This window comes from Streptomyces sp. NPDC052721 (assembly GCF_040678315.1).
GTDB lineage: Bacteria > Actinomycetota > Actinomycetes > Streptomycetales > Streptomycetaceae > Streptomyces.
In genome coordinates, this window is record NZ_JBFATL010000002.1 from 1 (window position 1) to 22,941 (window position 22,941).

23 protein-coding genes are annotated in these 22,941 nt (G+C 72.7%); 8 read left to right on the forward strand and 15 right to left on the reverse strand.

Annotated features, from left to right (window positions below):
- Window positions 1-92: 92 nt before the first annotated feature.
- Window positions 93-857: a DUF4142 domain-containing protein gene (locus AB0L21_RS02020; RefSeq protein WP_365782028.1), complete on the reverse strand. Its 765-nt coding sequence runs from the start codon at window positions 855-857 to the stop codon at window positions 93-95.
- A gap of 225 nt (window positions 858-1,082) precedes the next feature.
- On the opposite strand from AB0L21_RS02020, the gene AB0L21_RS02025 reads away from it, so the two are divergent.
- The 3 genes from AB0L21_RS02025 to AB0L21_RS02035 all read left to right on the forward strand — a co-directional run bounded on the left by AB0L21_RS02025 (window position 1,083) and on the right by AB0L21_RS02035 (window position 3,574).
- Complete coding sequence (locus AB0L21_RS02025) at window positions 1,083-1,769, forward strand: DUF6445 family protein (protein ID WP_365699000.1); 687 nt, start codon at window positions 1,083-1,085, stop codon at window positions 1,767-1,769.
- A gap of 81 nt (window positions 1,770-1,850) precedes the next feature.
- Window positions 1,851-2,516 carry an SDR family NAD(P)-dependent oxidoreductase gene (locus AB0L21_RS02030; RefSeq protein ID WP_365699001.1) on the forward strand — a complete coding sequence of 222 codons (666 nt, stop codon included), beginning with the start codon at window positions 1,851-1,853 and terminating at the stop codon, window positions 2,514-2,516.
- A gap of 110 nt (window positions 2,517-2,626) precedes the next feature.
- The gene (locus AB0L21_RS02035) at window positions 2,627-3,574 is read left to right on the forward strand and encodes an MIP/aquaporin family protein (RefSeq protein WP_365699002.1); all 948 of its coding nucleotides are present in this window, start codon (window positions 2,627-2,629) and stop codon (window positions 3,572-3,574) included.
- 79 nt (window positions 3,575-3,653) lie between these two features.
- Here AB0L21_RS02035 and AB0L21_RS02040 read toward each other — a convergent pair whose 3' ends face one another.
- The 4 genes from AB0L21_RS02040 to ctaD form a co-directional block, all read right to left on the reverse strand.
- Complete coding sequence (locus AB0L21_RS02040) at window positions 3,654-4,286, reverse strand: hypothetical protein (protein ID WP_365781670.1); 633 nt, start codon at window positions 4,284-4,286, stop codon at window positions 3,654-3,656.
- A 25-nt stretch (window positions 4,287-4,311) separates the two neighbouring features.
- Window positions 4,312-4,665 carry a hypothetical protein gene (locus AB0L21_RS02045; RefSeq protein ID WP_365781672.1) on the reverse strand — a complete coding sequence of 118 codons (354 nt, stop codon included), beginning with the start codon at window positions 4,663-4,665 and terminating at the stop codon, window positions 4,312-4,314.
- Between the two features lie 87 nt (window positions 4,666-4,752).
- Window positions 4,753-5,103, reverse strand: a complete 351-nt coding sequence (locus AB0L21_RS02050; protein WP_365699005.1) for a cytochrome C oxidase subunit I — start codon at window positions 5,101-5,103, stop codon at window positions 4,753-4,755.
- On the reverse strand, window positions 5,100-6,824 hold the full coding sequence (gene ctaD, locus AB0L21_RS02055; protein WP_365699006.1) for a cytochrome c oxidase subunit I: 1,725 nt from the start codon (window positions 6,822-6,824) through the stop codon (window positions 5,100-5,102). Before ctaD ends, AB0L21_RS02050 begins: the two co-directional genes overlap by 4 nt.
- A 272-nt stretch (window positions 6,825-7,096) precedes the next feature.
- On the opposite strand from ctaD, the gene sigJ reads away from it, so the two are divergent.
- Together sigJ and AB0L21_RS02065 are read left to right on the forward strand one after the other, a co-directional pair.
- On the forward strand, window positions 7,097-8,041 hold the full coding sequence (gene sigJ / locus AB0L21_RS02060) for an RNA polymerase sigma factor SigJ (RefSeq protein ID WP_365781674.1): 945 nt from the start codon (window positions 7,097-7,099) through the stop codon (window positions 8,039-8,041).
- A 115-nt stretch (window positions 8,042-8,156) separates the two neighbouring features.
- Window positions 8,157-9,350 carry an FAD-dependent oxidoreductase gene (locus tag AB0L21_RS02065; RefSeq protein WP_365699008.1) on the forward strand — a complete coding sequence of 398 codons (1,194 nt, stop codon included), beginning with the start codon at window positions 8,157-8,159 and terminating at the stop codon, window positions 9,348-9,350.
- Window positions 9,351-9,625: 275 nt separating this feature from the next.
- Here AB0L21_RS02065 and AB0L21_RS02070 read toward each other — a convergent pair whose 3' ends face one another.
- From AB0L21_RS02070 to AB0L21_RS02110, 9 genes are all read right to left on the reverse strand, one after another.
- Window positions 9,626-10,108 (reverse strand): DUF5994 family protein, encoded by a 483-nt coding sequence (locus tag AB0L21_RS02070; protein ID WP_365781676.1) that lies wholly within the window; start codon window positions 10,106-10,108, stop codon window positions 9,626-9,628.
- Between the two features lie 16 nt (window positions 10,109-10,124).
- Window positions 10,125-10,430, reverse strand: coding sequence for an SCO5918 family protein (locus AB0L21_RS02075; RefSeq protein WP_365699010.1), 306 nt, complete (start codon window positions 10,428-10,430; stop codon window positions 10,125-10,127).
- Between the two features lie 88 nt (window positions 10,431-10,518).
- Complete coding sequence (locus tag AB0L21_RS02080; protein ID WP_365699011.1) at window positions 10,519-12,042, reverse strand: DEAD/DEAH box helicase; 1,524 nt, start codon at window positions 12,040-12,042, stop codon at window positions 10,519-10,521.
- A 178-nt stretch (window positions 12,043-12,220) separates the two neighbouring features.
- Complete coding sequence (locus tag AB0L21_RS02085) at window positions 12,221-12,424, reverse strand: cold-shock protein (protein WP_007383480.1); 204 nt, start codon at window positions 12,422-12,424, stop codon at window positions 12,221-12,223.
- 228 nt (window positions 12,425-12,652) lie between these two features.
- The gene (locus AB0L21_RS02090; protein ID WP_365699012.1) at window positions 12,653-12,991 is read right to left on the reverse strand and encodes a MerR family transcriptional regulator; all 339 of its coding nucleotides are present in this window, start codon (window positions 12,989-12,991) and stop codon (window positions 12,653-12,655) included.
- A 144-nt stretch (window positions 12,992-13,135) separates the two neighbouring features.
- Complete coding sequence (locus AB0L21_RS02095) at window positions 13,136-13,774, reverse strand: response regulator transcription factor (RefSeq protein WP_365781678.1); 639 nt, start codon at window positions 13,772-13,774, stop codon at window positions 13,136-13,138.
- Complete coding sequence (locus AB0L21_RS02100; RefSeq protein WP_365781680.1) at window positions 13,771-14,970, reverse strand: sensor histidine kinase; 1,200 nt, start codon at window positions 14,968-14,970, stop codon at window positions 13,771-13,773. Before AB0L21_RS02100 ends, AB0L21_RS02095 begins: the two co-directional genes overlap by 4 nt.
- 5 nt (window positions 14,971-14,975) lie before the next feature.
- The gene (locus AB0L21_RS02105; RefSeq protein ID WP_365781682.1) at window positions 14,976-17,177 is read right to left on the reverse strand and encodes an MMPL family transporter; all 2,202 of its coding nucleotides are present in this window, start codon (window positions 17,175-17,177) and stop codon (window positions 14,976-14,978) included.
- A 148-nt stretch (window positions 17,178-17,325) separates the two neighbouring features.
- Window positions 17,326-17,757, reverse strand: coding sequence for a CBS domain-containing protein (locus AB0L21_RS02110; protein WP_365781684.1), 432 nt, complete (start codon window positions 17,755-17,757; stop codon window positions 17,326-17,328).
- A gap of 196 nt (window positions 17,758-17,953) precedes the next feature.
- Here AB0L21_RS02110 and AB0L21_RS02115 point away from each other — a divergent pair, with 196 nt between their 5' ends.
- From AB0L21_RS02115 to AB0L21_RS02125, 3 genes are all read left to right on the forward strand, one after another.
- Window positions 17,954-18,397 (forward strand): DUF2267 domain-containing protein, encoded by a 444-nt coding sequence (locus AB0L21_RS02115; RefSeq protein ID WP_365781686.1) that lies wholly within the window; start codon window positions 17,954-17,956, stop codon window positions 18,395-18,397.
- A gap of 127 nt (window positions 18,398-18,524) precedes the next feature.
- Complete coding sequence (locus AB0L21_RS02120; protein WP_365781688.1) at window positions 18,525-19,301, forward strand: SDR family oxidoreductase; 777 nt, start codon at window positions 18,525-18,527, stop codon at window positions 19,299-19,301.
- Window positions 19,302-20,375: 1,074 nt separating this feature from the next.
- The gene (locus AB0L21_RS02125; RefSeq protein WP_365699019.1) at window positions 20,376-22,139 is read left to right on the forward strand and encodes a SpoIIE family protein phosphatase; all 1,764 of its coding nucleotides are present in this window, start codon (window positions 20,376-20,378) and stop codon (window positions 22,137-22,139) included.
- Between the two features lies 1 nt (window position 22,140).
- Here the strand turns inward: AB0L21_RS02125 and AB0L21_RS02130 are convergent, their stop codons facing one another.
- Window positions 22,141-22,923, reverse strand: coding sequence for a GntR family transcriptional regulator (locus tag AB0L21_RS02130; protein ID WP_365781690.1), 783 nt, complete (start codon window positions 22,921-22,923; stop codon window positions 22,141-22,143).
- Between the last annotated feature and the right edge of the window lie 18 nt (window positions 22,924-22,941).

The following is a 22,941-nucleotide window of genomic DNA, read 5'->3' on the forward strand; positions in this document are numbered from 1 at the left end:
GTACGAGGGCCCGGGCCCGGCACGCCGAGAGCACGCACCTGACGCCGCGCGGCCCGCCCTCCGGGCGGACGACGGGAGTTTGACGACAGGACCTACGGCGCCGTCGGGGCCGGGCTCGGGCTCGCCCCCGGACCGGCGTTCCCGCCGCCCGTGTTCCCGCCGCCCGCGATGCCGTCGATGTCCACGGGGGTGGACGTGGCGGTCGGCGGCGGGGTGAGCACCACCTCCGGCTGGCCGACGGCCGGGGGCGGCGGGGTGACGTCGGAGTCGGGGAGCTTCGGCGGGGTGGTCTGCTGGAAGAGGGTCTGGTCGAAGTCGACCAGGCCCGTCTTCTCCATCACGGTGATGTGGTCCAGCACGGTGTCGTTGGCCTGGTCGGCGAGCGCCCGCACCAGCGAGTTCTTGGTGGTGGAGCGGATCTTCGCGACCGTGTTGAAGATCGAACCGTGCGTCATCCGCAGGATGTTGGCGAAGTCGGTGTCGAACTGCTTGCCGCTGTCGCTCTTCAACTGGTTGACGAAGCCGACCTGTTGCGGACTCGCCACGTTGGGCAGCGTGATGTTCAGCATCGGCGCGATCTTGCGGCAGGTGGTGTCCAGCGCCGCGTGCCCGTCGATCAGGTGCTGGCTGGCCGTGATCACCCCTTTGGAGCTGCCCTTCTGCAAGCCGATCTGCCCCACCGGGTACTCCCACAGGCCGGCCGCCCGCACCTTCACCACGAAGTCCCGGTCGGCCTCGGTCAGCGGGCCCCACTGGGTGTCGGCGATGACCCGCGACGGCGAGCTGGAGACGGTGCTCAGCCCGAGCACGCTGGGGTAGGCGAGGGCCGCGAGGGTCAGGGTCATCGCACCGCCCACGAAGAGAGTTCCCGTCGCGTTCCGCGAAAAGCGCACCGTTCCTCCTGCCTGTGAGTCCCGCCCATGGTTCGGACGCACAGCAGTACGGATGCGGAGGCGGTTCGTATCAGTGCTCGCGAGTAAAGAATCTCCCGGGTGCGGTTGGCGGAAGGTTGACCGCTCCCCGGTACAAGGTTGACCACTCCTCGGGAGAAGGCAGACCCGGGCCGCCCCTAGATTCACCGCATGCCCCCACCGTCACCGCCCCGGCCCCCCGCCGCGCTGCCCGTCCTGCCCTACCGCAAGCCCACCAAGGGCCGCGACTACTGGGTGCTGGACGACGTCCTGCCGGACGCCGACGCCGTACGGGAGCGGTGCCTGGCCAAGGACGACTGGGTCGAGGGGTATCCGTACACCTCCGAGACCTGGCCCGGCCTGCGCGCCATGCCCGGCCTGGAGCCGGGTGAACTCGCCCGGATCGAGCGGCTGGTGAGGAAGGCGACCGGGGCGAAGGAGCTGTGGGTGCAGCGGACGCCCGGCGGCGGCACCCTCAACCACAACTGCGTCCAGGTGGTCGGCGAGGGCGAGAGCGAGCCCCGCCCGCACACCGACTCCCGCGCCCTGTGCCGGTACGCGGCCGTGCTCTACCTCAACCCCGGGGTCCCCAAGGACTGCGGGACCGCGTTCTACCGCCAGTCGCTGCCCGGCGGCCGGCTCGGCGGCAACATCGTCCAGGCTCCGCACACCAACCTCGTGGAGGCGCTCGGGACGCGGTACGTCCCGGCGGACCACTTCGAGGAGGACGTCCGCGTCCCGCACCGGTACAACCGCCTGCTGCTCTACCACGCCAACCTGGTGCACAGCGCGACCGGTTACTTCGGCCGGACGCTGGAGGAGAAGCGGATGACGGCGGTGTTCTTCTGGATGGCCTGACCGGTACGGCCGGCACCGCCCGCCCTGGTGTGTGGCCGCGGGCGGTGTGAGGAGGCCGGGTGTGCGGTACGGATGACCGGTATGAGCAGTGTCGCCATCGTGGGAGCCGGGCCGGGGCTCGGGACCGCCGTCGCGCGGCGGTTCGGGCGGGAGGGGTTCGCCGTCGGGCTCGTCGCCCGGGACCGGGGGCGGCTGGACGCCATCGCCGGCGCACTCGTGGCCGAGGGCGTCACCGCCCGCGGGTTCGCCGCGGACGTGCGCCGGCCCGAGCAGCTGGCCGCGGCGCTGGGCGAGCTGGCCGACGCCCTCGGGACCGTCGAGGTGCTCCAGTACAGCCCGGTGCCGCACCGCGACTTCATGCGGCCCGTGCTGGAGACCCGGCACCGGGACCTGGTGGGGCCGATCGAGTTCTCCGTGTACGGGCCGGTGGCCGCCGTGCAGCAGGTGCTGCCGGGCATGCGGCGGCTCGGGCGCGGGACGATCCTGTTCGTCAACGGAGGGAGCGCCGCCGCACCCCATCCCGAGCGCGCCGGCACCTCGATCGCCTTCGCGGCGGAGAGCGCGTACGGGCATCTGCTGCACGACCGGCTGGCGGGCGAGGGCATCCATGTCGCCCAGCTGATCATTCCCGGGGCCATCACGGCAGGTCACGCGCGCAAGGACCCGGATGTGCTCGCGGAGAGGCTGTGGACCCTGCACCGGGAGCGGCACGGGTTCCGGCACTACGCCGACGACCTCGACAGCTGACCGGCCGTGGACGGGGCGCTGACCGGCCGGAAGCGGTCACCCTGCGGGGAGTGACATTGTGAGCCAATATGGGGCTATTGGCCGCTTTGCTCTCTTCAAAGGGGGCCTCAATGGCTGTGGAAATCCCTCCGCTCGTCAAACCGTCACGGCTCAGAAGCCGGGGCGGGCTGCTGGGCGAGTGCCTGGCGGAGTTCCTCGGAACCTTCGTCCTCATCGCCTTCGGCTGCGGTGTGGTCGCGATGGCCGTCGCGGCACTGCCCGGTTCGGGCCGGGCCGCCACCCCCACCACGATCTTCCTCGCGGCCGGTGACTGGCTCCTGATCACCTGGGGCTGGGCGCTGGCCGTCGTCTTCGGCGTCTACGTGGCCGGCGGCGTCAGCGGCGCCCATATCAACCCGGCCGTGACCCTGGCCATGGCCGTGCGTCGCGGCTTCCCCTGGGCCAAGGTGCTGCCGTACTGGTTCGCGCAGGTCGTCGGCGCCCTCACCGGTGCCGCGCTGGTCTACCTCGTCTACCACAACGCGATCAGCGCCTACGACAGCGCCGCGACGGGGCCGAAGGTGAACGGGCACACGAACGCCACGTTCTCGATCTTCGCGACGTTCCCGGCCCCCTACTTCCACGGCGGGATCTGGGGGCCGCTGATCGACCAGATCGTCGGCACGGCGTTCCTGCTCATGCTGATCGCGGCCGTGCTCGACCTGCGCAACCAGGCCGTGAAGGCCAATCTCGCCCCGCTGATCGTGGGCTTCGTCGTCGCCGCGATCGGCATGTCCTACGGCGCGAACGCCGGCTACGCCATCAACCCGGCCCGTGACTTCGGGCCGCGCCTGCTCACCTACGCGGCGGGCTGGGACAGCCTGGCGTTCCCAGGGAGCGTGTCCGGCTCGTTCAGCGCGTACTGGTGGATCCCGATCGTCGGTCCGCTGATCGGCGGCCTGATCGGGATCCTGATCTACGACCTGTTCATCGGTGACGTGCTGCTCGTCCGCTCCGAGCTGGCCCAGCTGCCGGAGCCGGGCCGGTCGACCCCGGTACAGACCACCGACGAGGAGTAGCCGTCCAGGCTCCGGCCCGGGTCCGGGGCGCGGGCTCCCTGCCCCGGCCCGCACCGGCGCCCGGAGCTGAACCGGAACCTCAGCCGGTCCGAGTGGCCGGCCCGCGGCGCGCCCCGGAAGGCCGGCGGGTCGCCACGGTCGTGACCACCCGTACGGCGCTGGGCCTGCGGGGTGTCGAACCGAACCCGAACCGCACGGGCGGCACGACCGGCGCGAGCGGGCCTTGGTCCCGGCCGCCGTACACCGTGCCGGCCGACACGACCGGAAGCAGGTCGAGGGCGCCGTACCACTCGCGCCGCCCGCCGCCCGCGCTGCCCCGGGTGCGCACGCCGAGCAGCAGTCTCGCGGGCGGGTAGGTCACCACGGTCCAGGCCGGCCGGGCGGCGAGCGGCGCGGGGACGGCGCGCAGGAGCCGGCCCGTGAGGCCGCGCCGGCCGGTGGTGAGGCGCAGGTCCAGCGGGCCGGCCGTGATCTCCCAGCGCCGGCCCGCGACCCGCACGGTGACGGGCGTGACCCGCACGTCGTCGAAGGCGTAGGTCGCGGCGATGAAGTCGGCGGTCCGCCGGGAGGGCGCCAGCAGCAGCCGGTGCCCGTCCGCCCGCTCGACCATGACGTCACTGAACCGCCCGAACGGCGACCGGGCCCAGTGGCCCAGCACCACACGGGTGCCGGACGCCGTCCCGGTCCCGATGATCCACCCGTCGAAACGCATCCGCGTCTGCCGGCCGGGCATCGCGTCACCGCGGCTTTCCGTACCGCCACCAGGCCGCCAGCCAGCCGGCCTGCATCGCCGCGTCGAGCAGGTACGTGGGCCGGATCCGGCCGAGGGGTACGTAGACGAGGTCCACGGCCAGCAGGGTCACGGCGGACCCGATGCCCGTCCGGCGCGCCTGGCCGAGGGATTCCGGGGCCGGGCCGGTGCGCAGCAGGCTCCAGCCGGTCGTGGCGAGCAGCCCCGCCGTCGTCCGCTGGAGCCAGACGTCGGTCTTCGGCCCGAAGACCCGCTCGAAGCTCCGCAGGTGCAGCAGGGGCCACCCGCCGCCGACGAGATTGAACAGGCCCTGGGCCCGGGCGACGGTCAGCGCACTCATCGGCTTCCTCCCGGTCACCTCATGTCCCCCTGGACACCACCGGCCCCGAGTGACCCGCGCGTGCCCCGGCAAACCGGCCGGCGCGGGTCAGAGGGCCAGAAGCAGCGCGGCCAGGGTGGTGAAACCGGCGCACACCGCGAGCGCCACGCCCACGCAGCGCCGCCGCAGCTCGGCGTACCGGTGCTCGTACTCCGCCCGCAGCGACACGCACCGGGCCGCGATGCGTTCGAGGTCGGCCCGTGCCCGCAGCAGGCTGTCGGCGACGTACCGCCGCTCGACCTCCTCGCGCTGTGCCGTCGTCAGCCACTCCAGGGAGCCGGCGAACTCACGCGCGCGCTGCTCCGCCTCCGCGACCCTGGCCTGCCACAGCAGGTAGCCCTCGACCTCGTTGCCGAGGTCGCCGCTGACTCCGGCCCCCTGCTGGGGCGGACCGCTCACCCCCGGCCCCGGTCGCTCGTGATCGCGACGGTGTGGCCCTCCTGCTCCCGCATCGCGATGTCCGGGTGGTGCAGGTCGAACGCCGGGGACTCGCTGCGGATCCGCGGCAGGGTGAGGAAGTTGTGCCGGGGCGGCGGGCAGGAGGTCGCCCACTCCAGCGAGCGGCCGTAGCCCCACGGGTCGTCCAAGCCGACCGGCTTGCCGTACTTGGCCGTCTTCCAGACGTTGTAGAGGAACGGCAGGATCGACAGGCCGAGCAGGAAGGAGCTGATGGTCGACACCGTGTTCAGCGCGGTGAAGCCGTCGGCGGCCAGGTAGTCGGCGTACCGGCGCGGCATGCCCTCGGCGCCCAGCCAGTGCTGGATCAGGAACGTGCCGTGGAAGCCGGTGAACAGGGTCCAGAAGCAGATCTTGCCCAGGCGCTCGTCGAGCATCTTGCCGGTGAACTTGGGCCACCAGAAGTGGAAGCCGGCGAACATCGCGAAGACCACCGTGCCGAAGACGACGTAGTGGAAGTGGGCCACCACGAAGTAGCTGTCCGTCACGTGGAAGTCCATGGGCGGGGAGGCCAGGATGACACCGGTCAGGCCGCCGAAGAGGAACGTGACGAGGAAGCCGCTCGCCCAGAGCATCGGCGTCTCGAAGGAGAGACTGCCCTTCCACATCGTGCCGATCCAGTTGAAGAACTTGACCCCGGTCGGCACGGCGATCAGGAAGGTCATGAAGGAGAAGAACGGCAGCAGCACGGCCCCGGTGGGGAACATGTGGTGCGCCCACACCGTGACGGACAGGCCGGCGATGGCGATGGTCGCGGCGACGAGACCCATGTAGCCGAAGATCGGCTTGCGGGCGAAGACCGGGATGACCTCCGTGACGATCCCGAAGAACGGCAGCGCGATGATGTACACCTCGGGATGGCCGAAGAACCAGAAGAGGTGCTGCCACAGGATCGGTCCGCCGTTGGCCGCGTTGAACACATGCGCGCCGAACTTGCGGTCCGCCTCCAGCGCGAACAGCGCGGCGGCCAGCACCGGGAAGGCCAGCAGGACCAGGACAGCGGTCAGCAGCACGTTCCAGGTGAAGATCGGCATGCGGAACATGGTCATGCCCGGGGCGCGCATGCAGATGATCGTGGTGATGAAGTTGACCGCGCCGAGGATGGTGCCGAAGCCGGAGAAGGCCAGGCCCATGGCCCACAGGTCACCGCCTAGGCCCGGGGTCCGGGTCGCGTCCGACAGGGGGGTGTAGGCGAACCAGCCGAAGTCGGCGGCCCCGTTGGGGGTGAGGAAGCCGCCCACCGCGATGAGCGAGCCGAACAGGTACAGCCAGTAGGCGAACATGTTCAGCCGGGGGAACGCCACGTCGGGCGCGCCGATCTGCAGCGGCATGATCCAGTTGGTGAAGCCGGCGAACAGCGGGGTGGCGAACATCAGCAGCATCACGGTGCCGTGCATCGTGAACAGCTGGTTGTACTGCTCGGGGGAGATCATCTGCAGCCCGGGACGGGCCAGTTCGGCCCGGATGATCAGCGCCATGAGTCCGCCGGCCAGGAAGAACGCGAACGACGTCGTCAGATAGAGCGTGCCGATCGTCTTGTGGTCGGTGGTCGTCAGCCACTTCACCACGACATTGCCGGGCTGCTTGCGCCGGACCGGCAGCTCGTTCTCGTACGAGTCCTCGGCTGGGGCGCCACCGCCCTGGGGTTCGTTGAGGATGCTCACAAGTCGTCCGTCTCCCGATGCTCGCCGTCCGCCCACGACAGGACGTCGGTCACCCGCCATCCTCGCCACGCGAGCCCGCCCCCGGGCCCCTGAGCGTGCGACGTGCCGCCATTCGGATGACGGATACACCCGACCGGCCCAACGAGCCCCGGCCGCACCCCCACCCGACACCGCCCCGGCCCTCCCCGCGCCTTCTCTCACAGGGGGCGTGCCGAGCGGTGGGTTTGATCGTCCCGGGGTCCGCGGAGGCCGTGGCGGCTAGGATCCCGGGCATGGCCCTGACCCTGAGCGACGTGGAGCGGTTCGAGGCGTCCAGGCCCCGGCTGGAGGCCATCGCCTATCGCCTGCTCGGCTCCGCGACCGAGGCCGAGGACGCCGTGCAGGAGACGTTCCTGCGCTGGCAGGCCGCCGGCGCCGGCCACATCGAGGTCCCCGAGGCCTGGCTGACGAAGGTGCTCACCAACCTCTGCCTCAACCAGCTCACCTCGGCCCGCGCGCGGCGCGAGACCTACGTGGGCCAGTGGCTGCCCGAGCCGCTGCTCGCCGGAGACCCGATGCTGGGCCCGGCCGACACCGCGGAACAGCGCGAGTCGGTGTCGTACGCCGTTCTCACCCTGCTGGAGCGCCTGTCCCCGGGCGAGCGGGCGGTGTACGTGCTGCGGGAGGCCTTCGACTACCCGCACCGGGAGATCGCCGGGATCCTCGACATCAGCGAGGCCGCGAGCCAGCAGATCTTCCACCGGGCCAAGAAGCACGTCGCGGACGGCAAGGCCCGCACCGAGATCGACGAGGCCGCCGCCCGGCGGATCGTCGAGGAGTTCCTCGCCGCGGCCACCAGCGGCCGGACCGAGCCGCTGGTACGGCTGCTCACCCAGGACGCCGTCTCGATCGGCGACGGCGGCGGCAAGGTCCCGGCCCGCACGAAGGCCTTCGAGGGGGCGCTCGCGGTCGCGAAGTTCATGCGGGGCCTGTTCAAGCCCGGCAAGGCCAAGCGCCGTCTGGTCGGCGGCTCGCCCGAGGTCTACGCCACCACGGCCAACGGCGAGCCGGCGGTCGTGGCGGTCCTCGACGGACGGGTCATCGGCGTCATCTGCCTGGAGGTCACCGCCGACGGCATCCGCGCGTTCCGCGGCCAGGCCAACCCCGACAAGCTCGAACGCGCGACCCGGCACTGGGCGGCCACCGACCACGGCGAACCCCTGCTCCACGCCTTCTGATCCCAGGCTCCGCCTTCTCTGCTCCCGATGTGAGGTGCTTCACACCGCGTTCCTGTCAGGAAACGGCGGGCCGCCCGGTTCAAGGGGGGAATCCGCTCAAGACAGGAGTCAGGAAATGCAGCACCGCATCGTCGTCCTCGGAGCCGGATACACGGGCGCCATCACCGCCGGGCGCCTCGCCAGGCGGCTGCGCCCCGAAGACGTCGCCATCACCCTCGTCAACGCCGAGCCCGACTTCGTGGAGCGCGTCCGGCTGCACCAGCTCGCGACCGGCCAGGACCTCAAGCCCCGCCCGTTCAGCGAGATGTTCGCGGGCACCGGTGTGGAGCTGAGGATCGCGCGGGTCACCGGCGTCGACGTCGACCGCAGGACCGTCGCCGTCACCGACGCGAACGGCGCAGGGGAACTGGAGTACGACACCCTCGTGTACGCCCTCGGCAGCGGCTGGAACGACCAGGGCGTCCCCGGCGCGGCCGAGCACGCCCACGAGATCGCCGGCCGCGCCGGAGCGCTGCGGCTGCGCGAGCGCCTGGCCCGGCTGGCGGCCGGGCAGCCGGTGGTCGTGGTCGGCGGCGGCCTCACCGGTCTGGAGGCGGCGGCCGAGATCGCCGAGGCCCGCCCGGACCTCGATGTCGCCCTGGCCGCTCGCGGCGGCCTCGGCGACTGGCTCTCCGACAGGGGCCGCGCTCACGTGCGCAAGGTCTTCGCCGGGCTCGGCGTCACGGTGCACGAGCACACCGCCGTCACCGCCGTGGCGGCCGACCACGTCACCACCGCCGACGGCGCCTCGATCCCGGCCGCCGTCACCGTGTGGACCACCGGCTTCGCCGTCCACCCGATCGCGCGGGCCACCGGCCTGGAGGTCACCGGCAGCGGGCAGATCGTGGTCGACCGGTCCATGCGCTCGGTCTCGCACCCGGACGTGTACGCCGTCGGTGACGCGGCCCTGGCGATGGGACCCGGCGACAAGCCGCTGCGGATGTCGTGCGCCTCGGGCGTCCCGGCCGCCTGGCAGGCCGCCGACGCCATCGCGGCGCGCCTGACCGGCGGCAAGCTCCCGAAGGTGCCGCTGCGCTACTTCAACCAGTGCGTCTCGCTGGGCCGCAAGGAGGGCCTGATCCAGTACGTCACCGCCGACGACCGCGCGGTGCGGGCGGCTCTGACCGGTCGGATCGCCGCCGTCTACAAGGAACTGGTCTGCAAGGGCGCGGCCTGGGGCGTCGCCAACCCCCTCCTCGTACCGGCCCCGAGGCGGCGCGTGGTGCGGGAGCGGGCGGATGCGGTGGCACCGGCGAACGCACCGGCCTGAGCCCGGGGTTCCGCCCGATGTTCCGCTTCGGGCGCGCGCGAAGGGCGTCCGGCGCCGGCCGTGCGGGCCACACCGGTTGTCGTCGGCGGTTCGGCGGCGACAACCGGGCGGCGCGGGCCGTGGCGGCCTCGCGCGGCACGCGGCTCGTGGCCGAACCGTGTGCCGCACGGGACGCGGTGCGCGTGTCCGGCCCGCTCCGGGGACGGGTGCCACATCCCGGGTCGCCCACACCCCCGAACCAGGATTCACCCCGCTCCCCGTCCGTGGACCGTGACTCAGGTGCCGTCGCCGTCGAATCCGGCCTCGGCGAGTGCCAGCATGTGCGCGGCGGACAGAGCGTTCCCCGGGTCGGCGGCCGTGGTCAGCAACCAGGTCGCTGCCGCGACGGACGAGCCGGGCGGCACGACCAGCAGTTCGCGGCGGCCCACCGCGCCGTGGCCCAGGACGATGGCATGCGCCTCCGCGTCCACGGCCGACAGGGCGACTTCGATGACGCGGCCGGCCACCCGGACCAGGGGTGGGACGTCGGGCCAGGCGACGGCGTCCACGCAGACGCGCGTGACGGTGCCGAGACCGGGGCCCAGGGCACCGACCAGCGCCGGGAGCTCCAGTTCCAGCAGGTCGCAGCGCGGCCACCAGGCCCCGCCGAGGGGACCGCGGCCGACCCCCGGGATGAGGGTCAGCCGGGCGGCCGGCATCCGGTAGGTACGGGGACCGTCCGGGGGGACACCCTCGGCCGGCGTTCCGGTGACGTCCACCGCGCGGACCGGGACGTCACCAGCCCCAGGCGCCCTCGTCGGCGCGCGTGGCCGGGGCGGGCGTTGCAGGCGCGGCCGGCGTGGCCGGGGGCGCGTCGTGGCAGGTGAAGCCGAGCCGGGTCAGTGCCCGGCGCATCTCGCCCGACGTGAAGTCCCGGCGGTCCTGCTTGGTGATCACTTCCCCGACCTGCATGACGGGGTAGACGCGGCGGCCGATGCTCACGGAGACGCCGGTGACCGGTTCGGGTGAGACACCGCTCATCGACTGCTCGACCTCGCTCTTGATCAGGTCGAAGGGGAAACGGGCGATGACACAGCGCATGGCGGACTCCACAGGGTTGGGGGGCAGACAGCGGAGGGATCGACCGTAGGCTCGCCCCGAACGCGGGGAGCGAATCCCGGTACCTGGACTACGAGTTGTTCGTGGGGGCGGAGCGACGGGCGCGGGGGGCCGCCCCACGGCCCGCGGCCCGCCTCCGACGGCCGCGCGCGGCGGATGCCGTGCGCTCGTTCCGTTCGGCGGCCGGAGCGGTGACCGTGACGGGTACGCCGGAGGGGGTGCGGGCGCCGGTGATGCGGTGCAGTTCGGACTCGCCCGGGCGGACCCGGACGGTGCGCGGAGTGATGCCGGCGTCGGTCATCAGGCGGTCCATCGCGCGCCGCTGGTGCGGCAGGACGAGGGTGACGACCGTGCCGGACTCGCCGGCCCGGGCGGTACGGCCGCCCCGGTGCAGGTAGTCCTTGTGGTCCCCGGGCGGGTCGACGTTGACGACGAGGTCGAGGCCGTCGACGTGGATCCCGCGGGCGGCGACGTTGGTCGCCACCAGGACCGTGACGTGGCCGTCCTTGAACTGGGCGAGCGTGCGGTTGCGCTGCGGCTGGGACTTGCCGCCGTGCAGGGCCGAGGCGCGCACCCCGACGGACAGCAGGTGCTTGGCCATCCGGTCGACCGCGTGCTTCGTGTCCAGGAACATGATGACCCGGCCGTCGCGGGCGGCGATCTCGGTCGCGGCGGTGTGCTTGTCGTCGTCGTGCACGTGCAGCAGATGGTGCTCCATGGTGCTGACGGCTCCCGCGGACGGGTCGACCGAGTGCACCACGGGGTCGTGGAGGTAGCGCCGTACCAGGAGGTCGATGTTGCGGTCCAGGGTGGCCGAGAACAGCAGCCGCTGGCCGCCGTCGGCGACTTGGTCGAGCAGGGCGGTCACCTGCGGCATGAAGCCCATGTCGGCCATCTGGTCGGCCTCGTCCAGGACGGTGACGGCGACCTGGTCCAGCCGGCAGTCCCCCCGCTCGATGAGGTCCTTCAGGCGGCCGGGTGTCGCGACGACGATCTCGGCGCCGCCGCGCAGCGCGCTGGCCTGACGGCCGATGGACATGCCGCCCACCACGGTGGCGAGCCGCAGCCGCAGGGCGCGGGCGTAGGGGGTGAGCGCGTCGGTGACCTGCTGGGCCAGTTCCCGGGTGGGGACGAGGACGAGGGCGAGCGGCTGGCGGGGCTGGGCCCGCTGCCCGTCCAGGCGGGCCAGCAGCGGCAGACCGAAGGCGAGCGTCTTGCCCGAGCCCGTGCGCCCCCGGCCCAGGACGTCCCGGCCGGCCAGCGCGTTCGGCAGCGTGGCCGCCTGGATCGGGAAGGGTACGGTGACGCCTTCGGCGCCGAGCGCGGCCAGCAGACGTGCGGGCATGTCCAGCTCGGCGAACGTCTCGACCGCCGGCAGCGGTTCGGTGAGGGTGACCGGCAGGGCGAAGTCCTGCCGGCGGGTGCCGGAGCGTGCGCCCGCTCCGCTCCTTCGTCCGGTGACCGGACGGGGGCTCTGCCGACCCTGCTCCTGCGTGCGGGAGCGGCTGCCGCGCGTGCCACCGGCCGTCCGGGTGGACGTCCGGTCCGCGCGGAAGCGACCTGAGTCGCCGCCGGTGCGACGGGTGCGGTTCATGAGGGAACCTTCCTCGATGCGGCGCATCGAGGAATTCCGCTCAGCGGCGAACGAGCCGCGCGTGGATTCACAAGAATGAGCCGAGGGAAATGCGAAAATCCGGACCGGGCCGGGAAAGCAATGGGCTGGGGCCCGCACCCCGAGAGCGCGGGCCCCAGCACCATGTGGCGCGTCAGCGTCAGGCAGGAACGATGTTCTCGGCCTGCGGGCCCTTCTGGCCCTGCGTGACGTCGAAGGTAACCTTCTGGCCTTCCTGAAGCTCGCGGAAGCCGGAGGTGGCGATGTTCGAGTAGTGGGCGAACACGTCGGCGCCGCCGCCGTCCTGCTCGATGAAGCCGAAGCCCTTTTCCGCGTTGAACCACTTCACGGTGCCAGATGCCATATTGAATCTCCCTCGGGGGCAATGCCGGACTCCGCACTTTACGGAGCCGAGTCGCCGCAATGATCACCCCTCCGGAAGAATCCGGAAAGCTCTGCAAAGAAAAAATCTCTGGCAACCAAAACTGCAACTGCTATCACGCTAACACAGGCCGGCCGGAAGCCCCACGCGTTTTCGCCATCGTCCAGGAATTCTCATCCCGCCGCCGTCCGGATTTCTGTAGTGGCGGGTCTAGGTATCCGTACCGCGTTCATCGAGCCGCCGGCGCATGTCCCGGTTCATGCGGAGGGCGTCGTCGAGCTCGTCCTCCAGGGAGATGATGCGGCACGCGGTCTCGATGGGTGTGCCCTGGTCCACGAGCTCCCGGGCGCGGGCGGCGATGCGCAGCTGGCGGCGCGAGTACCGGCGGTGGCCGCCCTCGGAACGCAGCGGGGTGATCAGTTCGGCCTCGCCGATGGCCCGGAGGAAGGCGGGCGTGGTGCCGAGAACGTCGGCGGCACGCCCCATCGTGTAGGCGGGGTAGTCGTCGTCGTCCAGGTTGCCGGCGGCGGGGGCGTTCTCAGCGGGCATGGCACCTTCGTTTCGGGGACGCGGCCAGGAACCCGGGCGTGCGCGGCACCCGTGCTCCGAGGCGTTCGTCACCCTCCGCGTCGTCCGACAACCCTAACTCCGGCAGTCCAGCAGATCTGTCCTCGCCGGGACAGAATCCCTTCCCTACGGCCGCCGCAGGAGCCCCCGCTCCATGGCCACCACCACCGCCCTCGTCCGGTCGTTCACGTCGAGTTTGGCGAACAGGCGCAGCAGGTGCGTCTTCACCGTGGCCTCGGCGATCATCAGGCGCCTGCCGATCTCGGCGTTGGTGAGGCCGTCCGCGACGGCGTCGAGGACGTCGGTCTCGCGGTCGGTCAGCGGGTCGTGCACGGGCCGCCGCATCCGCGCGACCAGTTTCTCGGCGACCCGGGGAGCGAGGACCGTCTCGCCGCGCGCCGCCGCGTGGATGGCGTCGACCAGCTGCTCGCGGGTGGTGTCCTTGAGCAGATAGCCGATGGCACCGGCCTCCACGCCGCGCTCGATGTCGGTGTCGGTGTCGTAGGTCGTCAGGATCAGCACCCGGGTCCGCGGGTACCGGGCGACGATCTCGGTGGTCGTGGCCACCCCGTCGAGCACGGGCATCCGCAGATCGACCAGGGCCACGTCGGGGTCGTACCGCTCCACGAGGCCGAGCGCCGCGCGCCCGTCGCCCGCCTCGCCGACGATCTCGATGCTGTCCTCGCCGGCGAGCAGCGCGAGGACTCCGGCCCGCATGACGGTGTGGTCGTCCACCACGACGACGCGCAGTGTTCCCGTGCTCATGCCTCCACCTCGCCCGTCAGAGGGACCACCGCCAGGATCCGCGTCCCGTCGCCCACCGAACTCGTCACCGTGAGCCTCCCGCCCAGTTCCGCCAGACGCTTGCGCATGCCGTCGAGCCCGAAGCCCCGCGACTCCTCCACCACGAACCCGGTGCCGTCGTCGGTGACCTCCAGCTCCACACCGTACGGACGCCGGGCCAGCACCACCCCGACCGTGGACGCGCGGGCGTGCTTGCGCACGTTGGCCAGGGACTCCTGGGTGCAGCGCAGCAGCGCGATCCGGGTCTGCTGGTCGCACTCCAGGTCCGCGAGGTCGGCGACCACGGTGAGCCCCGTGTCCTCCGCGAAGCGGTCCAGCGTACGGCGCAGGGTCCGCGCCACCGAGCCGGCCGCCACCCGGCCCGGCCCGGGCTGCCCGGCCGAGCCGACCAGCTCCCGGGCCTCGGCCAGGTTCTCCCGGGCGGTGGACTCGATCGACCGCAACTGCTGGGCGCTGCGCGCCGGATCGCCGGCCATGCCCTCCCGTGCCGCCTCCGCGAGCACGATGATCGAAGCGAAGCCCTGCGCGAGCGTGTCGTGGATGTCCCGTGCGATGCGTTCCCGTTCGTCCGCCGCGCCCTGGCGCTGGTGCGCCTCGGACAGCTGTGCCTGGGTCCGCTCCAACTCCTCGATGAGCCGGGCCCGTTCGCTGCTCTGCGCGACGACCGAGTGCGCCCACAGGCCGATCAGCACGCCCACCGCGACCACGATCAGGGTGGAGACCACCGTCTCGCCGAAGAACTCCGCCGACCAGCCCTGCCGGACCAGGGCCCCGGCCAGCGTGGATCCGGTGGCCAGTGCGAGGAAGACCATCGAGACCCGTGGCGTGCGCCCGAACATCCAGTAGTGCGGCAGCGTCACCATGAACAGCGCCGCGTAACTGCTGCCCAGACACGCCAGCCCGCCGAGTGCGAGCACGAGCACCGACAGGTAGACGTTCGGACGGACGACGGGATTTCCGGGGAAGCGGTCGAGCGCCGCGTAGCACAGCACCACGCAGGCCAGCAGTCCGAGCGCCCGGTACGCGCTCCCGCCGGGCGGGGCCGTCGCCACCAGCCCGACGGCCATCGCCCCGAACAGCGCCCAGCACACCGTGTTCCACCGGCGCAGCGACGTGGCCCAGAAGGCACCGGGCGAGGGGTCGGCGAGAGCGGTCATACCGATCAACGTACGTCGACCACCGCTCGCCCGTCCGCCGGATGCGCCGGAGCATCGGCCCCGCGTCCGGCCGCCCGCGCGGGCCACCAGCTCGCCTCGCCGAGCAGCAGCATCGCCGCCGGCAGGACCATGATCCGGACGATGAACGCGTCGAGCAGCACGGCGACCGCGAGGACGAAGCCGATCTGTTTCATCTCGATGATGTGCAGGAAGACGAAACTGACGAAGACGGTCGTCATCACCACCGCCGCGCTGGTCACCACGCTCGCCGACCCGCGGATGCCGTCGAGCACGGCCTGCCGCGTGGATGCGCCCGCGAGCACGGCCTCCCTGATCCGGCTCACCACGAACACCTGGTAGTCCATCGAGAGTCCGAAGAGGATCACGAAGAGGAACAGCGGTACGCGCGAGCCGATCGAGCCGGTGGAGTGGAAGTCCAGCAGCCCCTCGGCCCACGTCCCCTGGAAGACGAGGACGAGCAGCCCCAGCGAGGCCGCCGCGGACAGCAGGTTCAGCACGACCCCGATGAGGGCCAGCACCAGCGAGCGGAACGCGTAGGCGGTCATCGCGAACGTCACGAGCAGCAACGCGCCGAGGACCAGCGGGAGCGTGCCGTTCTGGTGGGCGGGATAGTCGGTGTACCGGGCCACGTCACCGCTCACTGCGGACTCCGCCCCGCCGACCCGGCCGACGGTCGCGGGCAGGTACTTCTCGCGGAGCCGGTCCAGGGAGTCGTACGCCTGCTCGGAGTTGCCCAGGTACGGCACCCTCAGCTCCAGCACGCTGATCCGGTGGTCGGCCGAGGTCCGCACGGGGGAGGCGCCGCTGAACAGCGGGTCGGCGCCGGCGCGCCGGGCCAGCTCGCGCAGCGCCCCGGCGACCTGACCGGAGCGCGCGGCGTCGGCGCGTACGACGACCTGGTGCGTGACCCGCTGCTCCGGGAACGCCTCGTTGAGGCGGTCGTAGACCCGCATGGCCGGGATGTCCCGGGAGTGGGTGTCCCGGCTCATCTCCGTGATCTTCAGCCCGGCCAGCGGGGTGGCGAGCGCCAGCAGGGCGAGGACGGAGACGCACAGGGTGGCCGACGGGTGCCTGCGCGCCGGCCGCAGCAGGGCGTTCCACACCCGGCCGCCGCTGTCGGCGTCGCGTGCCCGGCGCGGCGGCTTCCCGCGCCCGGCCCGGCGCAGCGCCCTGCGCTCGGCCCGCTGCCCGAGCTTGACCAGCAGCGCCGGCAGCGCCGTCAGCGAACTGGCCACCGCGACCAGGACGACCACGATCGTCCCGGTGGCCAGCGAGGAGAAGATGACGTCGGAGGCGAGGTACAGCGTCGCGGTGGACGCCACGACCGCGCACCCCGAGACCACGACCGCCCGGCCCGAGGTCGCCGCGGCCAGCTCCACCAGCGCCTCGGCGCTCAGCCGGCCGGCCGCGCGGGCGCGCTCCTCGCGTTCCCGCTTGAGATAGAAGAGCGTGTAGTCCACGCCGACCGCGAGGCCGATCATCAGGATGACGTTCGTGCCGACACCGGCGTCGGGGGAGAGGTGCGAGGCCACCATCGACAGGCCGACGGCCGCCGCGATCGACGACAGCGCGAGCAGCAGCGGCACCCCCGCCATCGTCACGGACCCGAAGACGACCAGCAGGGTGACCAGGGTGACGGGAAGGGTGATCTTCTCGGAGAGCGCCAGGTCATGGCCGCGCTGCTCGTCCACGCCCTTGCTGATGGAGGGACTCCCGGTCTCTTCGAGGAGCAGCCCTGGATGAGCCTTCCCCACCGCCTCCGTCTGGGCGGTCAGCGCGTCGACCTTGTCCTTCGCGTCCCGCTCCTCGCCCTTCAGGGCCACCGCGACCCTGAGGATCCGACGGTCCCCGGACCACACCGGGTCGGCCACGCCGGCGACCTCGGGCAGCCGCTCCATCCGCGAGGTCAGCTCCTCGGCGGCGCCCCGGGCCGCTGCCCGGTCGAGAGGGCCCGACCGTGCCGAGATCAGCACCTGCTCGGTCGAGAGCCGTTCCAGATGCCCCTCGGCGGCCATCGCCTCCGCCCGCCCGGCCTCCCCGACCCGGTAGTCGGCCGTCGTCGCGCTGTGCGTGCCGACGGCACCACCGGCCCCCAGGCACACCCCCACGAAAACGAGCCAGCCGACCACGGCCCGCCAGGGGTGCCGGGCGCTCCAACGCGCCATCCGTACGGTGAGTGAATTCATACGGAAAGGCTTGCCGCTGGGGGCAACTCGGGGACAGAGGTACCTGGTTGAACCTGCCGTCCACCGATCGGTGGACGGGGGCGCGCGCTCACCCGTCCCCGGGCCCGCGGCAGCCGGCGCGGGCCCGGGGACGGGGCGGCCGGCTCGGCTATGTGTTGGGGTCCGCCGCGCTGATCTCGCTCAGCGCGGAGTTGGTGTCGCGCTCGACGGCCAGGTCGCCCAGGGAGACGATGCCGACCACGCGGTCCCGGTCGGGATCGACCACCGGCAGGCGGCGTACCGCCTTCTGCCGCATGAGGTCGACCGCGCGGTCGACCGGGTCGTCCGGGGTGACCGTGGTCAGGTCGGTGCTGCACGCGTCCTGGACGCGCACGCCGCTGACGTCACCGCCCTCCGCGAGGATCCGCACGGTGAGGTCCCGGTCGGTGACCAGGCCACGCGGGTGGCCTTCCTCCGTCACCAGGACCGCGCCGATGTCCTCGTCCCGCATACGGCGGGCGACGTCGGCGACGTAGGTCTGCGGGTCGACCTCGACCGGCGGGGCGGTCATCACTTCCCGCACCATGTGTGCTGTCGCCATGGCAGAACCTCCCGAATGTGTGTCTCGTCGTGTCGGCTCTCGTTCGTGCCGGTGCGCTAGCCGGACTACCACGAATACGGCGATCCATGTCTGCTTCGATGCGATATGTGGGGCTGTGTACGTATCTGCCTCCATGGGCACCCGTCAGTCACTCCCACCCCTTCGGCAACACCTGACCGCACCAGCGGGAGGAAGCATGATCAGCCATCAGCATCTGGTGGAAGAGGTGGCGGCACGGGCCCGTCTCGGCGACGAGGAGGCCGCCGACGCCGCCGTTCACCTCGTCCTCGCGGCGCTGAGCAGTCGCCTGGACCCACCGCACCGGGAGCATCTGCGGCAGGCCGTACCGCCCCATGAACGCGGCGCGCTGGAAATCGGTGCGCTGCGGCACGGTGCCGACGTACGGCGCGGTGGCGAGGCGCCGCACGGCCCGGCCGACCCGCTCGACGCGTTGCTGGCCGACGTGGCCCGGCCCGTGGACGCCACCCCGGAGCAGGCGCTGTTCCTGGCGCGGACGGTCGTCTCCCGGATCACGGCCGCGGACACCGGCCTGGAGGCCGACCTGCGCGGCGCCCTTCCGGACGAGTTCGGACCGCTGTTCACCGAACCCGGCCCGCAGTCGGAGCCGCCGGGCCGGTGACCGGGGGAGGCTCCGCCACCTGATCCGCGCGCCGCGGCCTCGCCGTCGGCCGCACCGATTGGACTTGCCGGTCCATTTTTTGCGGCGCACAGTGGCCCGCACACCGCGAGACAAGGGAGATCGCGCCATGAGCGGACGGCTGCGGAACAAGACGGCGCTGGTCACGGGATCGACCAGCAACATCGGACAGGCGATCGCCGAGGCGTTCGCCGCCGAGGGGGCGCACGTCATCGTGTCCGGGCGGAACCAGGAACGGGGGACACAGGTCGTCGACGGGATCCGGGCGTCCGGCGGCCGGGCCGACTTCCTGGCGGCGGACCTCGACGGCAGTGCCGAGGCCGCCCAGGACCTGGCCGCCCGGGCCCGCGAGACCCTGGGCGGGCGGATCGACATCCTGGTCAACAACGCGGGCGTCTACCCGGCCCCCGGCACCACCGCCACCGATGAGAAGACCTTCGACGAGGTCTACGCGGTGAACGTCAAGGCGCCGTTCTTCCTCACGGCGGCCGTCGTCCCGGGCATGACGGAGTCCGGCGGCGGAGCGATCATCAACCTCGGCTCGTGGATCGCCCGCCTGGGCGTTCCTCTCGGCGCGCTCTACAGCTCCACCAAGGGAGCCATGGAGACCCTCACCCGGGCGTGGGCCGCGGAGTTCGGCCCGCTGGGCGTGCGGGTGAACGCCGTCTCACCGGGCGTGATCCAGCCCCCGGCGCCGGAGGGCGGCGAGCCCCATCCGGGCGAGATCATGATGAAGGGCACGCCGGCCGGCGGCCTCGGCACGCCGGACGCCATCGCCCACGCCGCGGTCTGGCTGGCCAGTGACGAGGCGGCCTTCGTGCACGGAACGGTGGTGGACGTCGACGGAGGCAGGACAGGCGTCGCCGTCGTCGCCGCGTCACGCTGACCAGTCGCTGATCAAGAAGATCGTAAGGACCACGCGCTCCGCGTCCCTCCGCTGCCGCCTTCCGTTCCGGAGGGGCGCCCGGTGCTGGTCAGTGCGCCGGGGTCTCTTCTGTCCCATGGGGGGATGTCGTCCACCCGTCCACCCGTCCGCCTGAGACCGGTGCCGAGGCGAGCCCGCCGCTCGCCCCCCGCCCGCTGCGAGGACCTGGCGTAGGCCGCGGCGCGGCAACCGCGGCCCTGTCGGCAGGCGGCGGGTTCTTCCGGTCTCCGGACGCGCCGCCGGGCCGGGCGCGGTCGCGACCGGGGTGGCTGTGCCGGGGCCGTTCAGCCGGGTGCCGGACGCGCGCGGGACGAGGGGTGCCTCAGCACGCGTTCGGGTCTGGCCGGGGGGCTGCCGGGCACCGCCGGTTTCCGGACGCGCCGCCGGGCCGGGCGCGGTCGTGACCGGGGTGGCTGTGCCGGGGCCGTTCAGCCGGGTGCCGGACGCGCGCGGGACGAGGGGTGCCTCAGCACGCGTTCCGGTCTGGTCGCGGGACTGCCGGTCACCCCCGCCGGGCCTGCCGGGCGTTGTCTTCGGTACCGCCCTGACCGGCGCCGGCACGGGCCTGATCACGCCGCCCCGTTTCGCCGCGCCGGCCGCGCGCACGCCCATGGAGCGCCTCGGCCGGACCATGGGCGCCGCCGGACTCGGCCGCGAACGCGGCGACGCGGGCGGGCCTCTCCTCCTCGCCGCGGTCGCCTCGTTCACCACGCTCACCCATGGCTTCGGCGCCCTCGCGGCGCTGGTCGGGGCGGGCGCGCCGGCCCGGGACCGAACGGTGAATCGGCCGCTCCCGCCCCGGCTCGCCCTGGCCGACGTACGGCCGAGTGGTACGGGCAGCCGCGAGGCGAGGCCGTCCACCTCGCCGGCGGGGGCCGGGACGCGTGCCCGGGCAGCCGGTGCGTGCGGCTGTCCGGGCCGGTGCGCCGGTGGTCAGGAGGGTTCCCGGCCGCGACGGGGCATACGGAAGACCAGGCGCCGACGACACCAGGCGACGCACACGCGCGGCGACCCGCGAACACAGGAGGCCACGACATGGCAGGGGCGGAAAGAACCGGGACCGACCGGCAGCGGCAGGGGGCGGAACCCCGTGCCCGTGTCCGGCTGGCCGACGCGCTGGAAGCCATCGGTGCCGGAGCCTACGTCGTCGACGAGCAGGGCCACATCCTCGCCGCGAACACCGGCGCCGAACGCCTGCTGGGCCGGCCCGCCGCTGACCTGCTCGGCCAGGACGCCCACGATCTGCTGCACCGCGGGCCGAAGGGCCAGCCGCTGCCCACGACGCAGTGCAGCATGCGGCAGGCGTTCCACGCCGGGAGCCCGGCGCAGGGCCACCAGGAGTACTTCCTGCGCGGTGACGGTTCCCTGCTGCCCATCTCCTGGACGATCACCCCCTACGACCTCGGCGACACCGGCGGCCGTCGGACCGGCACGCTCGTCGTCTTCCACACCCCCGAGCAGACGGCCTCCACGGAGCCGCGCCCGGAGCAGGCCGCCGAGTCGCTGACCGACTTCGAGCGGCTGGCCCTGCTCGCCGAGACCACCACTCGGCTGACCTCCACCCTCGACGTCGACGAGGCGCTGCGCCGGCTGGTGTCCCTGGTGCTGCCCCGGCTGGCGGACTGGGCCGTCATCGACCTGATCACCGAACACGACGAGGTGTGGCGCACCGCCGTGGTGCACGCCGAAGGCGACCGCCTGGTGCACCACGAGGACCTCGAAGGGCCGATGCCGCCGGTGCCCGAGGAGTCGCTGATGCCCCTGTCCCGGGCCCTGCGCGGCGTGGCCTCCGCCCTGGCCGGGCCCGCCACCTATCGGCGCGCCCCGGATTCCGGCATCGCCGTCGAGCAGCGCCGTCTGTTCGAGGCCACCGGCATCCATTCCGCGGCCATCGCCCCCATCCGCGGCACCCGTGAAGTCCTGGGAGCCCTCACCCTGGGCCGTGCCGAGAAGCCGGGGGACTTCACGACGGGTGACCTGCCCCTGCTGGAGGACATCGCCCGCCGCGCCGGGGTGGCCCTGGACAACGCCCGCCTCTACCAGCGCCAGCGCGCGGTCGCCGAGACCATGCAGAACCACCTGCTGCCGCAGATGCCGCGGGTCCCCGGACTCGAGATGGCCGTCCGCTATCTGCCCGCCCCGGACGCCTCCCAGGTCGGTGGCGACTGGTACGACGCCTTCACCCTGTCCGACGGTGCCACCGCCCTGGCCATCGGGGACGTCGTGGGCCACGACCTGGAGGCCGCGGCCGGCATGGCCCAGCTGCGCAACATGCTGCGCGCCTACGCCTGGGCCGGGCTGGAGCCGCCCAGCCGTATCGTCCAGCGGCTCGATGAGGCGATCATGCCCATCACCGACGTCACCATGGCCACCCTCGTCCTCGCCCGGCTCACCCGGACGGACGACGGCAACTGGCAACTGACCTGGACCAACGCGGGCCACCCCCCGCCCCTGCTCGTCACCCGTGACGGTCTGGCCCACTACCTCACCGAAGGCCACAGCCTCCTGCTGGGAACGGGCGCCGGCACGGCCCGCCCCGACGCCACCACGCTGCTGCCCCCGGGCTGCACCCTCCTGCTGTACACCGACGGCCTCATCGAGGCACCCGGCCACACCCTCGACGAGGGCCTGAACCGGCTGCGCCAGCACGCCGCCGCCCTCGCCCACCGTCCCCTGCCGTCCCTGACCGACCAGCTCCTGCGCCGCGTCCACCCACCCGGCCTCGACGACGTGGCCCTCCTCGCCCTGCGCACACCGCTCCAGCCGAACGCGGGCCGGACGACGCCCCGCAGACGGTGAGTCAGCCGGCCCCGCGCGGCTCGGTCTCGCGGCCCTCGGCCGCCTCCAGCAGCCCCACGAACATGGTCCGGTGGAGCACTTCCACGTGCCGGCGCGCGATGTCGGCCGCCGCCGCGGTGTCGCCGGCGCGCAGGGCGCCGACCAGGGCGTGGTGTTCGCGGTTGGACTCGCGCAGGGCGTCCATCGGGTACGGCAGGTAGTAGCGGTAGAGCTGCTGGAGCACGCCGCGGTAGGCCTCGGCCGCCGCGGGCACGCCGGTGGCGGCGGCGACGGCGAGGTGGAACCGCTCGTCGCAGCCGTGGAACTCCGCCCAGGTCGGAACCTGGTCCATCTCGTCGGCCAGCCGCTGCAGGTGCGCGACGGCGGTCTCGTCGGCGTTGCGGGCGGCCAGATGGGCGAGGCCGCACTCCAGGACGAGCCGCTGGTCGACGAGCGCGTGCACCTCGCTGTTGCGCGCGCGGTAGGAGTCCATCGCGCCCACCACTCCCCGGGCGGGCCGCTCGGCGACGCGGGTGCCTCCGTTGCGGCCCCGGCGGCGCTCCAGGACACCGTCCTGGCAGAGCGTGGACAGGGCGCGGCGGACGGTGATCTCCCCGACGTCGAGCGCGGCGGCGATCCGGTCGGTCGGCGGAAGCTTCTCGCCCGGGGCGAGCAGTCCCAGGTCGACGGCGAGTCCGATGCGCGCGCGCACGGTGTCCAGGGCCGTGAGCCGGCGGATGCCGTCGAGCGCGGGGGCGTTGAACGGCAGAGCCGCCGTGTCGGGGCCGTCCTGGGGGTGAGGCATGTCGTCAATGTAGCGAGA

Coding starts and splice junctions, on each gene's coding strand:
- sigJ (WP_365781674.1), top strand. CDS start 7,097: ATGGCCCTGACCCTGAGCGACGTGGAGCGGTTCGAGGCGTCCAGGCCC.
- AB0L21_RS02125 (WP_365699019.1), top strand. CDS start 20,376: ATGGCAGGGGCGGAAAGAACCGGGACCGACCGGCAGCGGCAGGGGGCG.
- AB0L21_RS02065 (WP_365699008.1), top strand. CDS start 8,157: ATGCAGCACCGCATCGTCGTCCTCGGAGCCGGATACACGGGCGCCATC.
- AB0L21_RS02100 (WP_365781680.1), bottom strand. CDS start 14,970: ATGACCGCTCTCGCCGACCCCTCGCCCGGTGCCTTCTGGGCCACGTCG.
- AB0L21_RS02105 (WP_365781682.1), bottom strand. CDS start 17,177: ATGAATTCACTCACCGTACGGATGGCGCGTTGGAGCGCCCGGCACCCC.
- AB0L21_RS02090 (WP_365699012.1), bottom strand. CDS start 12,991: ATGCCCGCTGAGAACGCCCCCGCCGCCGGCAACCTGGACGACGACGAC.
- AB0L21_RS02030 (WP_365699001.1), top strand. CDS start 1,851: ATGAGCAGTGTCGCCATCGTGGGAGCCGGGCCGGGGCTCGGGACCGCC.
- AB0L21_RS02080 (WP_365699011.1), bottom strand. CDS start 12,042: ATGAACCGCACCCGTCGCACCGGCGGCGACTCAGGTCGCTTCCGCGCG.
- AB0L21_RS02035 (WP_365699002.1), top strand. CDS start 2,627: ATGGCTGTGGAAATCCCTCCGCTCGTCAAACCGTCACGGCTCAGAAGC.
- AB0L21_RS02045 (WP_365781672.1), bottom strand. CDS start 4,665: ATGAGTGCGCTGACCGTCGCCCGGGCCCAGGGCCTGTTCAATCTCGTC.
- AB0L21_RS02115 (WP_365781686.1), top strand. CDS start 17,954: ATGATCAGCCATCAGCATCTGGTGGAAGAGGTGGCGGCACGGGCCCGT.
- AB0L21_RS02025 (WP_365699000.1), top strand. CDS start 1,083: ATGCCCCCACCGTCACCGCCCCGGCCCCCCGCCGCGCTGCCCGTCCTG.
- AB0L21_RS02040 (WP_365781670.1), bottom strand. CDS start 4,286: ATGCGTTTCGACGGGTGGATCATCGGGACCGGGACGGCGTCCGGCACC.
- AB0L21_RS02120 (WP_365781688.1), top strand. CDS start 18,525: ATGAGCGGACGGCTGCGGAACAAGACGGCGCTGGTCACGGGATCGACC.
- AB0L21_RS02075 (WP_365699010.1), bottom strand. CDS start 10,430: ATGCGCTGTGTCATCGCCCGTTTCCCCTTCGACCTGATCAAGAGCGAG.
- AB0L21_RS02110 (WP_365781684.1), bottom strand. CDS start 17,757: ATGGCGACAGCACACATGGTGCGGGAAGTGATGACCGCCCCGCCGGTC.
- AB0L21_RS02095 (WP_365781678.1), bottom strand. CDS start 13,774: ATGAGCACGGGAACACTGCGCGTCGTCGTGGTGGACGACCACACCGTC.
- AB0L21_RS02085 (WP_007383480.1), bottom strand. CDS start 12,424: ATGGCATCTGGCACCGTGAAGTGGTTCAACGCGGAAAAGGGCTTCGGC.
- AB0L21_RS02130 (WP_365781690.1), bottom strand. CDS start 22,923: ATGCCTCACCCCCAGGACGGCCCCGACACGGCGGCTCTGCCGTTCAAC.